This window comes from Psychrobacter sp. 1176_08 (assembly GCF_052850615.1).
In genome coordinates this window covers 344,895-359,560 of the sequence record NZ_VXCU01000002.1, presented here as the reverse complement: position 1 = coordinate 359,560, position 14,666 = coordinate 344,895, and the positions used below count along the sequence as shown (strand labels likewise).

Genomic DNA, 14,666 nt, shown 5'->3' with positions numbered 1-14,666 from the left:
AATCAGCTGCTTATGAAAATGGTTATAACACAAACAATAACCATAGAGTAAAAATAGAGTTATAAAGACGTTACACTGCTAAACGTTCAGCTGTCAACAATAAATGAACTTAGCGTTTGCAAGAAGCACTTGCTTATTGTCTATAAATGGAGATTGAAAAACCATTTACTACTTTGCTGTTGTTTTTTGCATCTGTAATGCCCATTTTTCGAGGTTTGCCTTTAGCACCAATAAATCGGATTCAATCGCTTTTTGCTGATATTTTGGGTTAGTCGATGGACGTACGTAAGCAATATCTTCCCAATAAATAATGATGCTATTTGCCTTAGTTAATAGTCCTTTGACGGAAGGCTCGATACTCACTGGTAAGTCTAGCGGCACTTTATCCAAGCTAAAATTGGTCTTCTTAATAGCAGTGTCTGGACTACTTTGAGTAGAACGGATAGCACTTGGAATATTGAGCTTGATATCATCTTTAGTTGTATCTACAAAACTGCTGTCTGGGCGCCACTGTCCATCAATCACTTGGTAGCGTGTATGCGGCAACTGCGTGTTTTCTAATACTAAGCAGTACTGCCCCATCATGCCGCGCCCGTATTCATTGTCACGGCCTTTTATCCAATCAGGACAAGTAACCAGCTTTGGATTCAGCTGCAAACGACGCGCTGTCATGCGCAGATTATCCAAACGCTGATCGATACCGTTAGGTTTGAGCGCCATCATACTCCCTAATACGAATAGTACAATGATAACGCCAATCAATATTCCCATGATGGTCTGACCTTTTAACTAAATGAAACTACTGCTAAAAATACAACTACCCAGCTGACACAGCTATACATGTAAAGAGCGGTGAATAGATAAATGATTGGTATGTAGAGGTTTATAATGAGCGCTAACCATTAAAAATCAAGCAGCCTATCTGCATAATCAGTGAAAACCTCGCGCTCTTATCTGTGCCTTGGCTGATATTTATATTGTCATATCAAATACTTAGAGCAACTAAAAACAAATATAATAATCAGATATAAAAAGTTGTCGCTAGCAAAAAGTGCTATGATAAACCATAATTTTAAACGCGCGCAGGTTTATTATGAATTATCTTATTAAACATAACTCATCGACTGCTGGTTTCGCTAGCAAACTGCTTGATAAACTCACTGTTCACTCTGGCATTACCTTATCTCTTATGGGCGCTGCCGTATTAACTTTATCAGGTTGTGCGACGACCCAGAGTCTGACGCCGCAGCAGTGTCAAGAGAGTAACTGGCAAGAAGTTGGTTATGCAGATGGTTTGCGAGGACGCTCAGGCGCTTATTTTGGACATTATGCCAATAGCTGTGCAAGCGTCGGCGGCGCAACGCCCAATCGTATACAGTGGGAACAAGGACGTCAGCAGGGGCTCAAAAATTACTGTACTGAGCTTAATGCTTATAAGCTTGGACGCGAAGGTTACGATTGGCAACCTGTTTGTCCCCTTGAAGGTATCGAGAAGCTAGAAGAAGCGTACTCTCAAGGGCGCTACTATTATATTCGTCAGCGTGACCTTGACTATCTGCGCTCGCCTTATCCATTTGGCTATGGGCCCGGTCATTTTGGTTATGGCTATCGTCCATTTGGCTATGGTTGGTAACGTAAAGTCTTTATGGTTGTTATTTGATGACGCAGTCGATTTAGATTATATCTTACTACTTCTACAATGCTCTTATCATAAAGTGACGAAGCCATTGCACACGCTATAATAAAGGAAACCTCACAAGGTTACCCAAGCGAGGTGGAAGGAGAGATTTATTATTCTAATTTTTCTTCTTGTTATTCTAGTAATTTTTTTATTAATAAGCTTACTGGTAATGCTGGTCAGCTTATTGGTATAAAAACTTTAGTCGTATAAGAGCTATGACAGCCTCTATCCCATTATGTATGGTGCTTTGTCAATCATACGCCTGAGTAGACTTTATTCGTTAACAAAGGCAACCTTCGTGAGTCCAGCCTGACTGGTTGCAGCCAGTACTTGAGCGACCGTGTCATATTTACTTTCTTTATCAGCACGTAATTGTACAGAAGGATCTTTACCAGCCACGCTTTGCTGTTGCAGTCGTGTTTCAAGCTCTTCCATACTGATCGGATCGCTATCCCAGAATATTCCTGCGTCTTTATCGATGCTAATTTGAATGGCTTCTGGCGGCGTATCGTTCACCACTGCACTGGTTTTTGGCAAGTCTAATGGTACTGTCGGATTTAGCACAGTAGCCGTCAATAAAAATATAATCATCAATACCAGCATGATATCGATAAGTGGAATGAGGTTCATCTCATTCATACTTTGAACGTCATCATCACCCAATTGAAATGCCATAATTATTCTCAATACGTTTGGTTATTCTCAATACAGCCAGCCCTTGTGCGCCGGCTTTGTTTTTTCTTAACTGACAACCTTACTGGTTACTCATTATCAAGGCTGTGATGAGGCTGAGTTACGATAATGACTGGTCTGCTGGATATTTTCAGCACTTGCATGTGACTCTTTTACGATTGGCGTTTGAGTCATGGCAGGTTTAGTAGTTATTGAGGCCTGTGCGCTGTCTACCATTCGAACAGAGTTTGCCAATAGATCATGTGCTCTATCATTAGCATGGTACATCACACGGCGATTAATACGTACAGCAAGGTTATAGAATACCACTGCTGGAATGGCCACCGCGATGCCAAGACCTGTCATGATAAGTGCCTCACCGACTGGTGCTGCTACTTGACCCAACCCTGCTTGTCCGCTCATACCGATATTATGCAATGCGTGGAAAATACCCCATACGGTACCGAACAAACCGATAAATGGTGCAATTGCGGCTGTGGTTCCAAGAATAGGCAACCCACGCTCGCTAGCAAAACGATAACGACCAATATGCTTGAGCAAGGTCTGTTCAGTAACCAAGCGACGTGTAGCCGCATCTGAATCTGCTAGGTTTGCTTGTGTTGGCTGGATTTGCTGACTTAAATCATCTGCCACACTCGTCGCCAGTTTACGGCTTTGTAGCACACGAATGATACCAGTGACCCACGATACGATGGACAGGACTAAGAGCACAAAGAACAGGCTTTTTGTCACCATGTCGCTATATTGCCAGTATTGCATAAAGTCCATGTCAGACTCCTTGATTTGTTATTTCATTGCTATGACTTGAGTATTTTTTGCTTTTGATTTACTGCATATATTTTGGCCACGCATAAAGTGGCTATTATTATGATTTTGTATTTACGGTACTTTATAAGCAATCGGTAGTGTCACGTTGCCGACAACTGGTACACCATTTTTCATAAATGGTTTAAATTTACCAGAACGTACTTGGCGCTGGGCTTCTTTGTCTAGCAGCGTGTTACCTGATGACTTAGCAACATTGACACTATCAATACCGCCCTGCTTATTCACTCTTAATACCAAGACCACTTCTAGCACATCACCTGGGCTGGCTCTACGTGCTGCGCGATCAGGGAAGCTGAAGTTTGGTGCAGATGCCCAGTTGGCATTGGTCGCGGTAAAATTCACTGGTGTATTACTGGCTGCAGCTGCTGCTTTAGCGGCGGCATCAGCCTGTGCACGCGCGGCGGCTTCTTTTGCAGCTTTTGCCTCTGCCGCAGCTCTAGCAGCCTGCGCATCTCTAGCAGCTTGGGCTTGAGCCTCACGGGCAGCTTGCGCTTGCGCGTCACGATTTGCTTGGGCTTCGCGAGCAGCTTGCGCCTGTGCTTGTTGAGCGGCTCTTTCTGCTTGTGCAGCGATGAGTTTGCGTTGCTCATTCGCAGCAGCCTCAGCGATCTTGGGATCTACCAATGGCTCTTTTGGCTTTTCTTTAGTTTCTTGTTTTTTTACTGGTTCTTTAGGCGTTGCTTTAGGCTGAACCTTCGTTTCTGTCACTACCGGCTTTGCTGGGGTTTTTGGCTTAGGTTGTTCGACAGGCTTAGGTTCTGGCTGCGGCTGCTCTACAACTGGAGGTCTCGGTTCCTCCTTAGGAGCAGCCTTTACTTCTGCCACTGGTGTCGCCGTTTCAGCTGGTAACGATACAAGCTCTATCTCAATAGGTGATGCGTCATTTTTATTTTCAACTTTTAATTCAGGAGTCTTGATAGCCGCTAATGCGATCACCGTCAACACATGCAACGCCAAAACTATAATGATAGCTGCGAATAACAGTTTACGTGATGGCGCTTCTAAATCCGTTGAACTCATAACACCCTAATATTAATTAACCAAAATAGAATGGTGTAGATAATAATGCAAACGATAATTATTATCAATAATAATTTATGATAATTTACTCAAACCTACCATTAATATCGAATACAGTCTGAATGTGTTAAAGAAAAGCAGTACATTAAAATTCTGTTATTTTATCAAAACTTTCTATTTAACAATAACATAAAAAAATAACGTTCGTAGTGTTAATAAAAATCATTATCATTACCGTTGATAATGAATCTCAATTAATCTATCATGGCCACTGATTCGTTGTCCCTATTGTTAGGTTCAGATCTTTAAGTTACTAAAAATATGAGCGGCAGCAAACTTTAACAATAGAACCAATAATTCTTAACACCCTATTTCTGATCTTGCTTCGTTTTACATCATACCAAGCAGATTTTTTTATTTTTATTGGCAAATACGTTATTCACCTATTGCCTAACTATCCGATATGCCGAGTTATCTATGTCTCTTACTTTGTTTTCTAATCGCTCCCCGCTTCCTTTATTCAAGCGTCCGTTATTGACTGTGGTTATAACAGCACTCATAGCAACGGTTAGTGTGACAGGCTGTAGTTCACCTGAGTCTAACGATTCTGAGCCTGCAGATGCCAACACTGAAAACCCGACTGCTGATGCCGCCTCGAATGTTGCTAATAATGATGCTGTTTCTGCTCAAACTGTCTCAGTAGACACGGTAAAAGGAAAGGTTGATTTGGCGATCAACCCTTCACCCTTTGTTGTTTATGACATGAGTCTGTTACAAGATTTGGCCGCACTTGATGTGGCCGTTGATGGTATGCCAAGCAACCTGAGATTGGATAATTTACAGGCAAAAACACAGCCTGAACCCAAAAGTGTCGGTACTGTTTTTGAGCCGGATCTTGAAGCGTTGAACGCGATGAAGCCACAAGCTATTTTAGTTGGCTCACGTATGGCCGAAAAATATGATGCCTTGTCAAGTATCGCTCCAACACTTGATATGACCATTGATACAACAAAAATCTATGAATCCAGTAAACAGCGTTTGCATGACTTGGGTGCTTTGTTTGGCAAAAGTGATCAAGCGGCAAAATTGCAAGGAGACATTGACAGCCTTATTGATGAAACTAAAGTCTTGACCAAGGATAAAGGGACAGGCTTGGTTGTGATGGTCAATGGCAATAAAATGTCCGCTTATGGTGAAAAATCACGTTTCGGCTTCATACATACCGTACTGGGTGTACCTATGGCAGATAATCAGATTAAAGATGCCAGTCATGGTCAGCCTGTCTCTTTTGAGTATTTACAAAAGACCAATCCAGACTGGTTATTTATCATTGATCGTAGTGCCGCCATTGGTGAAGATGGTGCAGGTGCCAAAGCCGTATTAGACAATCCATTGGTTGCGCAAACCAATGCGTGGAGTAAGGACCAAGTGGTCTACCTTAGCCCAGATTCTTATCTTGCTTTTGGTGGCTATTACCAGTGGATTAAAGATTTGACCACGATTAAAGATGCGTTTGCTGCTGCCAAATAAACGTAATTACTGTTTGAGCCATGGCTCTAAACTTTAGTTACAATCTTTCACTTTCTAAGCCAGTAGCCACTATGTCGTTATTTTCACATCGTGCTCATACCAGCGTGAAACCCAGCTCACCTTTGTCAGCAGCTTCATCCAACTGGCAAAGAGAGGCTGATAAAGCCTTAATTACCAACCCTCGACGTGCCGCCATACCACCTTGGTTAATCAACCTAGGTAGCCTCATTTTTATGGGGCTTTTGGTTTTATTGAGTTTATCTATCGGCGTGGCAGATTTTTCGTGGTCAGGTATTTTTCACAGCTTACTCAACCATAGCGCCAATTCTGATAGCTCGCTTCTTCTTGTCAGCCGGATACCACGTACCCTTGCCATTATATTGACAGGGGTTGCAATGGCAGTGGCTGGAATGATCATCCAAGTGGTACTAAAAAACCGCTTCGTTGAGCCTTCTATGGTCGGTGCTACCCAAAGTGCAGCTCTTGGGTTATTGGTAGTCAGCCTATTGTTCCCAGCGAGCGCCCTCATCATAAAAATGGGCGTGGCTACCTTTTCGGCCGTCATTGGCATGATGGTTTTTATGGCGCTCATTCACCGTATTCCGCCCACTGATTTTCTAATGATTCCACTCATTGGCATCGTTTTTGGCGGTATCATTGAGGCTGTGACGACCTTTATTGCATATCAAACCGAGACATTACAGATGCTCAGCGTTTGGCAGTTTGGAGATTTTTCAGGTGTTTTAGCAGGTCGTTATGAGTTGCTATGGCTGACTGGTGGGTTGTGCGTTCTTGCTTATATTATCGCTGATAAACTGACCATCGTCGGGCTTGGTGACAACATCGCGCTGAACCTAGGCATTAGCAAGCGCCAAGTCACTTGGCTTGGTGTTGGTATGGTGGCCATGATGAGTGCGGTGGTCGTGGTGACTGTTGGTATGATTCCCTTTATTGGGTTGGTGGTGCCCAATATCGTCAGCCGATTGATGGGGGATAAGTTACGTCGCAGTTTACCAGCCGTCGCCTTGTTGGGGGCATCAGCCGTCCTACTGTGCGATATTATCGGACGCTCTATTCGTTATCCATTTGAAGTGCCTGTCGCGACTGTGTTTGGCGTGGTCGGTACGGTGCTGTTCTTATGGTTGCTGCTGCGCGCCCCTGCTGAGCAATAACTATGTTTTTTGCGGTACTTAGCGAATGAATCGTTTATCAGTGATTGTAATACCTGACTCGTTCTACATCGCATAGCAAATACTCTATGCATAGACCTTATTATTTGAGGTCTTATGACTTATTTTATGACTGTCATTGTCCTTTTATCTGATTAGATAAGCGTGACACTATAGGATTTATCCATGTTTTCATCGTCTACGCCTAGCGCTGCACAAAAGAGCGACACAGACAAGCATCATGGCGCTTTTCCCACTTGGCAAAAACATCTTGCTCAATTTTGGGCGTTCATAGTTGATCATCCAAAGTCCGTCGCCTCTATCATATTAGTGATTGCGATGACGTTATTTTTGACACTCAACGTTAATGGATATTGGGATTTTGCCCTACCCCTACGCGGTAAAAAACTGCTGGCTTTGATTGTGGTCGGATACGCTATCGGCGTGTCAACCTTACTGTTTCAAACCTTGACACACAATCCTATTTTGACGCCTTCTCTATTGGGCTTCGACTCCCTATATGTCTTGCTGCAAAGCGTGCTGGTTTTTTTCTTGGGTGCTATCAGCTTCACCAGTATCGATCCTATTGCCAAATTTATGCTTGAGATTTTTCTCATGTTTGGCGCATCCATGTTGTTGTTCCAACTATTATTTTCAAAAACCAGCCAAGATTTGACGCGCCTGATATTGGTAGGTGTTATCTTTGGTGTGTTGTTTCGTAGTTTGTCAGCCTTGATTGCACGGCTGATTAATCCTGATGATTTCGTCGTAGTACAGTCGGCCAGCTACGCCCAATTTAATACTGTGAATTCACAACTGCTTGGCATCAGCGTGGTTATCTGCGGCATCACGGGCTTGTTTGTTTGGCGTTGGCGTTATCAATGCGATGTATTAATGCTAGGCAAAGCACAAGCCACCAATCTTGGCATTAACTATCAACGTCTGGCCTTTGGTCTGCTTACCGTCATCGCAGTATTAGTCGCTACGGCTACTGCACTCGTCGGACCAGTGACCTTTTTTGGTTTGTTGGTTTGTGCTCTTACCAATCGTCTTGCTCGCAATATGTATCATAGTGAGCGATTAATATTGGTCAGCTTAGTTGCGATGATTTGTCTGGTGCTTGGTCAAACCATATTTGAGCAAATACTGGGTATGGCAGGCGTACTGTCGGTTGTCATTGAGCTAGCAGGCGGTCTGGTATTTTTATTATTGATTTTTATGACCAAACATCGTTAAAGGTAGCGTCATTAAAAATAGCCGTCAAAACCAATCGCCACAAGAACCGTGTCGTTAGTAATGAATAACTCATTATCAACGTAAAATTTTTACTATTCGCTAAAACAAGAATCCCTATGATTAAAATAGATAATATCTCGTACCATATTGGCAAACAGCAAATCTTAAATGACGTGACATTGTCTTTGCCAAGCGCGCAAGTCATCGCATTGATTGGCCCCAATGGCGCGGGTAAATCTACTTTATTTTCTGTTATGTCACGCTTGCAACCTATACAGTCAGGACAGGTCTGCTTCGGTGAACACGATATTGCCACTTGCCATGCGAGAACATTATCTAAAACGGTTGCGATGCTTGGACAAGAGAATCAGGTACAAGGGCGATTGCGTGTGCATGAGCTACTGATGTTCGGACGCTATCCTTATCATCAGGGGCAGCCCACTGCTAACGACCAGCAAAAGGTACAAGAAATCATCGAGCGCTTTGAGCTGAGCGCTTTGGCTGATCGTTTTTTATCGACCTTGTCAGGTGGTCAACGCCAACGGGTATTGATTGCGATGATCGTTTGCCAAGATACGCCTTATTTGTTGCTAGATGAACCGCTTAATAACTTGGACATGTATCATGCGGGCCGTTTGATGCGTGAGCTACGAGAGGTCAGTCATAGTCAACAAAAAACCGTGGTGATTGTTCTCCATGATATCAATCAAGCGGCACAATTTGCTGATACCGTAGTCACGATGAAAGCAGGACAAGTGATGGCGGTTGGCAAGCCCGTCGATGTTCTGACCAAAGAGACCATGAAAGCGCTCTATAACGTTGATGTCACCGTCCTAAATCATCAAGGTCGGCCAGTGATTGTCGATACGGTGTAAAGGGCTGGGTTTTAAAGCCAAACACCGACCACCTTGCTGTTATTAACGCTCTCTCTCATCTAATTACTACCAGAACATCTTTTCAGCCACTGTTGACATCGTACTCCAGTTTGCTTATCACTTGCGTTTTTTGTACTACTGTACTAGAATACTGATACAAGATAGTTATTCTTTTTTATTAAGACCCAATATTATGAATACTGATCCCTATCAAAGCCTTCTGACTCATTTAGCCACTTGTCACGACAAGTCTGATATCGAAGTATTATTGACAGCGCTACTGACGGAGAAAGAGCAGCACGAGATTGCGAATCGTATCCGTATTTTTGACTTGCTCGAACGCGGTGTCACCCAGCGTGATATTTCTGAGCAATTGGGCGTTGGTATTGCGACCGTCTCACGAGGGGCCAAAGCCATTCAACACCATGATGTCAGCGCTTTACTAGCCACACACAGACAGAGTCAGTAAGGGGCTAAACCATACTCTCCCCGTTTCTCTTATTTTATTTATTACCCATTTGAACTATTCCGGAAGTCGTTATGAGCTCTTTTCATGCTACACCTGTGCAGCCCGCACCCATTGATATTCCTAGTAAGCCGCAACGAATAAAGCTTACGCAAGATATCGATTTTTTTGCGCTATTCAAACGTATTGAGCGCGAGTTTGATACCTGTTATTTGCTTGAGTCACTGGGCGAAGACAGTCATATTTCACGCCACCATGCCATTGGTTTTGATCCTATTATGACCATTGCGGCTATTGATCGCACCACGCTTGCCATTATTGACAATAAAACGGCTGAAACCACGCACTATCAGACTGACAATCCTTATGAGCTACTGCGTAAAATCACCCCGCAGCATGTAATTGCACGTGATCAAAGCGGCGGTCTTGTCGGCTATTTGGGCTACGACTGTGTGAATTTCTTTGAGCCCAGTCTCAATGCTAAGTCGAGCGAAGATTTTGAACCGTTCAAGTTTGGGGTGTATTTAGATGGTTTGACGCTGGACAAAATGACAGGTGAGATTTTCTATTTTTATTACCCGACCGCTCAGCAAGACAATCGCATCGAGCAAATCAAAAACCTACTTGATGCACCCATACCAAGCTACAAGCCGCCCAGCGTCGAGTTTTTGGGTGATGGTATGAGTCAAGAAGAACATGCAAAAGCGGTCATGCAAGTCAAAGAAGACATTATCTCTGGGCGTATCTTTCAGTGTGAAGTGGGATTTAAATCCAAGTACCATATCGCTGGCGACAAGATGCCCATTTATGAAAAACTCCGCGCTGTTAATCCATCGCCGCATATGTACTTTATGAAATTTAGCCAGCAATGCATCATTGGGGCATCTCCTGAGCTATTGTTCCGCTTGCGTCAAGGTGAGATGGAAACCTATCCTCTAGCAGGCACAGCCAAGCGCGGCGTCGATGTGATCGAAGATCGCAAGCTTGCTCGCGCACTACTCAATGATGCTAAAGAAATTGCTGAGCACAATATGCTGGTCGACTTGCATCGCAATGACATTGGCCGCGTGGCACAATTTGGCACGGTAAAAGTGCGCAGTCTGATGGACATCAAGCGCTTCTCGCACGTACAACATATCTCCTCTGAAATTGTTGGTATCTTACATCCCAATGAAGATATGTTCAGTGCGCTTGCCAGCAATTTCCCTGCAGGCACTCTATCAGGGGCGCCAAAAATTGAGGCCATCAAAGTGATCAACGAGCTGGAACCAGACGGTCGCGGTGCTTATGGCGGTGCATTAGGCTCATTCAATTTTAACGGTGACTGCATTTTTGCCATTCCTATTCGCAGTCTGTTTATCAATGGCGAATCGGCCTACGCGCAAACGTGCGGCGGCAATGTCTACGACTCCAATCCAGCCGATGAGTATTTAGAAATTCAGCGTAAACTGTCAGCGATGAAAGTGGTCTTAGACAGCTTTATGAACCCATAAATTGACCACATTTCACAAAGAGTTTATCAACCATGAATGTTTTAATTATCGACAACTACGATTCGTTTACTTTTAATCTTTATCAATACATTGGTGAGATTCTACAAACCATGGATGACAGTCAAGCGGCAAACGTCATCGTCAAACGCAATAACGAGATTACCTTAGCCGATGTGCAAGCGATGAACTTGGACCGAATCATTATCTCGCCCGGCCCTGGTGCGCCAGACGATCCTGCTTATTTTGGTGTGTGTAGCGAGGTGATCGAAGTCATGGGCAAGACGACGCCATTATTGGGCGTTTGCTTAGGGATGCAGGGCATCGCTCATGTGTTTGGCGGCGACGTGGTTCGTGCCAGCCTACCGATGCATGGCAAGGTCTCATCGATTCGCCATGATGGTACTGGTATCTACCAAGGCTTGCCACAAGAGCTTGAGATCATGCGTTATCACTCACTCATGGTACAAGCAAATACCTTACCAGAGTGTTTGACAGTCACTGCTGTCGTCGCCAATGACGATCATAACACTCTCAGCTTGAGTGAATCGGCACTGGCTGGTGACGAGATTATGGGACTACAGCACAAAGACCATCCCATTCAAGGGGTACAATTTCATCCTGAATCCTTTGCAACTGAAGGTGCCAAACGTTTGCTCACGAACTTTTTACAGCAGGTATGAACCCATGATGCGTGTCTTTCACCGATGTAGGTTGCGCTTATTAAAACAGGCTGGCGTTAGTGTCAGTCTTTTATTAGCCGCGTCTTTTAGTGCAGCAGTAGTACCTACAGAGACTAACTTTGTATTAGGAATGGACGTACAAGGTCAACGCTTAAACCTTTATGAAGATTGCGAAGAAGGCAGTGTGACGTGCGATAACATGCTACTGGTTGCCCCTGATTTGCAGCGCTTGTGGCATATAAAGCCATACGATAAGAGTATCGATAAGTCGCCCTATAGCGTCAAACTTTACCCTGCTAAGACCAAGCATAGCTTATGTAATGATGGCATGACGCCATGTGGCTTTCAGGGTTATCAGTTTGAAGGTAACGGTATCAGAGGCTTTATAAACCCTATCGATAAAAAGATACGTGCAGGCAATGAGTGGACGCTAGATGGTAGTTCCGTCACTTATAAAGAAAACTCGACCTATCTACCATTGGTTTCGCAAGCGGCTCTTATTGATAGTAAATATACTGCATCCGATAAAGCGTTAAATAAAAGCTATCAAGTAACGCGAAATGAAGTCAGACGGTTATACGATGAGCATATGGAAGCTGACTTAAAGCAAGAGCAGATTCAGTGGATCAAACAGCGCTCAAAAGACTGCGGTGCAAATGCGCAGCATCAACCAAGAACTCAAGCCGAAAAAGTCTGCTTTATTCAGCAGAATGACAGTCGAGGACAAGATTACTTTTTGTGGATTGATTAGAGCGCATCCTAATCTTGAGAATAGACTTATTATATACATTGATGACTTAGCAAGATGAGTAACGCAATTTTAGTATTGGTAATACTCTGATATAAATGGCTCTATGATAGTGGTCTATTAATACGCTTAAGGGGTAAAATAGCTAGTTCTCTTGGGGTGTACTTCAAAAATCTAAATAATCACGTATTGGGAGTTTGTTATATTTCGATAGATCAAGGGGTTGGAATACTTTTTATTATCGCTCCAGTTTTTTAGTAAAAGACTTTAAATCTGCATCGCTACTCTTAAAGTCAAGAAAGCACTCCGTCTGCCAATTTTTTGTTCGTTTAGCTTGAACAGCGGTTGGGTTTGTCCAAGGAGCATATACTCTCATCGCTCTTTTACCAGCCTTTGCTTCTTCTGAGAATACACCTTTTCTAGCTAGAAGTTGTGCACTGAAAATGAAAACTCCAAAATTAGTACCCTCGTTGGCAGCTATAATCAACCAGTCTACCCCATCCTTCAGGTCAATTGGTGAAATCTCACTATCAGATTTTTCACGCTTCCATATTGTCACAAATTGACCAATTTTTTTTGGTGTAGTTTTCGCTTGTCGATAAATTACCCTCTGGCCATTCAGTGTAAACTTAAGTGCTCCATATTCTATACTTTCCATTTCAGGCTCAACGTCTTCAACTGCATATCCTGCTGGCTCAAATAGCTTTCGCAATATAAGATTAAATGATGCTGGGATAATGTCTGAAGTAAGATTTTCAGTATAAGAAAAAAGTTCTTTGGGCTGATTAAGTGTATTCATTTAGGCTGTTTCTCAGAGAGTCTTGATAATAAGTACTTTATTGTAGATACAGTCTTACACAAAATCATAGATACTAAAGTAGTTTTACCATTCTAATATCTATTATTTTGGCGTCCTCATATAGCTCTTCGTCACATTGGCCGTCAGACTCAAAACCAAATTTCTCATAGAACCTGATCGCAGATAGATTGGTTCTTAACACCCATAAAGATAGACTAGAGCAGCTATTATATTGAGAAGCGTCAATTAGGACTGCGTTCATTAACTTAGTACCTATCCCTAAATTTTGGTATTGCGGTAAAAGATACAAAGTAGTTATTTCACATTTGTGATCTTTCTTAAAGTAAGAAATAAACCCTACAGTTGTATCCTCAGCATCATATACTATCCATGTATTCACATCAGATCTAGGTAGCAGCTTCTCCCACATTTCCATTTTTTGAGATAAGTTATTTTCTTTGTCTCTATACGTTTTAGGTAAAAGGTTCGAATACGTAGCATTCCAACTTTCAAAGTGAATGTGAGCAATATCTGATACATCACTCTGGGTTGCCTTACGCGTAAAAAACATGTGGCACTCCATAGTTAACTATTAGGGTAAATATTTTTTACGGTGGCTTTTTATATTTATCAATAATACGGAAGTAAGCTATTTTAGAAACGATATTTATCAGTGTTATCCATTTTTAACTTTTCGAATTCTTGCCATCTGATAAGCATTGACATACTCACCGTTGCGATAAGCATAATCCACCATCTCACCTTCTATTACAAAGCCCAAGCTTTTATATAAACTGATGGCTCCAGTGTTGTCAGTATAAGTAGTAATCTCGATACGCCTTATATCTAACCAATTATCAGCCAAATCCAGCGCTGCGTTTATAAGCGCTCGACCCACACCTTTGCCTTGTGAAGCTGTTTTTACACTGACCCCAAAGCTTGCTACATGGCGTTGACGCTTTGATGTCATAATCTGAAGCCCGAGACTTCCCACCACTTCACCTTCAATTTCAGCCACTAACATATGCATATTGTCAGGTATATCTGCCAGTCGCTTGCGCCATAGGGTCTTGGACGGCATAGGCAACTGCAAAGTATTTGTATATAAGGCCTCATCGGCATGAATGGCTTGCAACGCGTCTGCATCTTCTGGCTCGGCATGACGTATTTCAATTTTCATTATATTTATCCTGACAGATGAATCACTTTGTAATGAGTATGTTGACTATTATCGACACTTATAATTAAAAAATTATTATTTCCGTCATCAATACTCTAAATATTTAAACCTTAATCTAGCTTGATTGTCAGTCATTTGCTCTGGAGACTCAAGTCTCTATTGGGGTAATAAGAGCTGATTATTAAAGTTGACTCTGACATTAAAAAGTATTATTTCCATTGTAGAATTACTTATTTTAATCGATAATAGTCTATTAATAAAGAGTTGT

Annotated in this window: 16 protein-coding genes; 9 read left to right on the top strand and 7 right to left on the bottom strand. The window is 42.6% G+C overall.

What is annotated here, in order from left to right:
* Positions 1-168 precede the first annotated feature (168 nt).
* The gene (locus tag FW759_RS04175; protein WP_353670267.1) at positions 169-771 is read right to left on the bottom strand and encodes a hypothetical protein; all 603 of its coding nucleotides are present in this window, start codon (positions 769-771) and stop codon (positions 169-171) included.
* A gap of 322 nt (positions 772-1,093) precedes the next feature.
* Here FW759_RS04175 and FW759_RS04170 point away from each other — a divergent pair, with 322 nt between their 5' ends.
* The gene (locus FW759_RS04170) at positions 1,094-1,633 is read left to right on the top strand and encodes a DUF2799 domain-containing protein (RefSeq protein WP_446442282.1); all 540 of its coding nucleotides are present in this window, start codon (positions 1,094-1,096) and stop codon (positions 1,631-1,633) included.
* 321 nt (positions 1,634-1,954) lie between these two features.
* Here the strand turns inward: FW759_RS04170 and FW759_RS04165 are convergent, their stop codons facing one another.
* The 3 genes from FW759_RS04165 to FW759_RS04155 all read right to left on the bottom strand — a co-directional run bounded on the left by FW759_RS04165 (position 1,955) and on the right by FW759_RS04155 (position 4,222).
* The gene (locus FW759_RS04165) at positions 1,955-2,356 is read right to left on the bottom strand and encodes an ExbD/TolR family protein (RefSeq protein WP_062845239.1); all 402 of its coding nucleotides are present in this window, start codon (positions 2,354-2,356) and stop codon (positions 1,955-1,957) included.
* Between the two features lie 96 nt (positions 2,357-2,452).
* Entirely contained in the window at positions 2,453-3,142 is a 690-nt protein-coding gene (locus FW759_RS04160; RefSeq protein ID WP_353670269.1) for a MotA/TolQ/ExbB proton channel family protein, read from the bottom strand.
* A 111-nt stretch (positions 3,143-3,253) separates the two neighbouring features.
* Positions 3,254-4,222, bottom strand: coding sequence for an energy transducer TonB (locus FW759_RS04155; protein WP_353670270.1), 969 nt, complete (start codon positions 4,220-4,222; stop codon positions 3,254-3,256).
* A 477-nt stretch (positions 4,223-4,699) separates the two neighbouring features.
* On the opposite strand from FW759_RS04155, the gene FW759_RS04150 reads away from it, so the two are divergent.
* The 8 genes from FW759_RS04150 (at position 4,700) to FW759_RS04115 (ending at position 12,422) form a co-directional block, all read left to right on the top strand.
* The gene (locus tag FW759_RS04150) at positions 4,700-5,752 is read left to right on the top strand and encodes a siderophore ABC transporter substrate-binding protein (protein WP_062845242.1); all 1,053 of its coding nucleotides are present in this window, start codon (positions 4,700-4,702) and stop codon (positions 5,750-5,752) included.
* Between the two features lie 71 nt (positions 5,753-5,823).
* A complete protein-coding gene (locus FW759_RS04145) occupies positions 5,824-6,924 on the top strand; it encodes an ABC transporter permease (protein WP_443566308.1) in 1,101 nt (366 codons plus the stop codon).
* 183 nt (positions 6,925-7,107) lie between these two features.
* Entirely contained in the window at positions 7,108-8,157 is a 1,050-nt protein-coding gene (locus FW759_RS04140; protein ID WP_446442281.1) for an iron chelate uptake ABC transporter family permease subunit, read from the top strand.
* 116 nt (positions 8,158-8,273) lie between these two features.
* Complete coding sequence (locus FW759_RS04135) at positions 8,274-9,032, top strand: iron ABC transporter ATP-binding protein (protein ID WP_353670274.1); 759 nt, start codon at positions 8,274-8,276, stop codon at positions 9,030-9,032.
* A gap of 193 nt (positions 9,033-9,225) precedes the next feature.
* Positions 9,226-9,501, top strand: coding sequence for a Trp family transcriptional regulator (locus FW759_RS04130; RefSeq protein WP_095569960.1), 276 nt, complete (start codon positions 9,226-9,228; stop codon positions 9,499-9,501).
* Between the two features lie 71 nt (positions 9,502-9,572).
* Positions 9,573-10,991 (top strand): anthranilate synthase component I family protein, encoded by a 1,419-nt coding sequence (locus FW759_RS04125; RefSeq protein WP_446442280.1) that lies wholly within the window; start codon positions 9,573-9,575, stop codon positions 10,989-10,991.
* A gap of 32 nt (positions 10,992-11,023) precedes the next feature.
* Positions 11,024-11,671 carry an anthranilate synthase component II gene (locus FW759_RS04120; RefSeq protein ID WP_446442279.1) on the top strand — a complete coding sequence of 216 codons (648 nt, stop codon included), beginning with the start codon at positions 11,024-11,026 and terminating at the stop codon, positions 11,669-11,671.
* 4 nt (positions 11,672-11,675) lie between these two features.
* On the top strand, positions 11,676-12,422 hold the full coding sequence (locus FW759_RS04115) for a lysozyme inhibitor LprI family protein (RefSeq protein ID WP_446442278.1): 747 nt from the start codon (positions 11,676-11,678) through the stop codon (positions 12,420-12,422).
* A 235-nt stretch (positions 12,423-12,657) separates the two neighbouring features.
* Here the strand turns inward: FW759_RS04115 and FW759_RS04110 are convergent, their stop codons facing one another.
* From FW759_RS04110 to FW759_RS04100, 3 genes are all read right to left on the bottom strand, one after another.
* Positions 12,658-13,218, bottom strand: coding sequence for a MepB family protein (locus tag FW759_RS04110; RefSeq protein WP_446442277.1), 561 nt, complete (start codon positions 13,216-13,218; stop codon positions 12,658-12,660).
* A 73-nt stretch (positions 13,219-13,291) separates the two neighbouring features.
* A complete protein-coding gene (locus FW759_RS04105) occupies positions 13,292-13,789 on the bottom strand; it encodes an N-acetyltransferase family protein (protein ID WP_446442276.1) in 498 nt (165 codons plus the stop codon).
* 105 nt (positions 13,790-13,894) lie between these two features.
* Positions 13,895-14,398: a GNAT family N-acetyltransferase gene (locus FW759_RS04100; RefSeq protein ID WP_179288368.1), complete on the bottom strand. Its 504-nt coding sequence runs from the start codon at positions 14,396-14,398 to the stop codon at positions 13,895-13,897.
* Between the last annotated feature and the right edge of the window lie 268 nt (positions 14,399-14,666).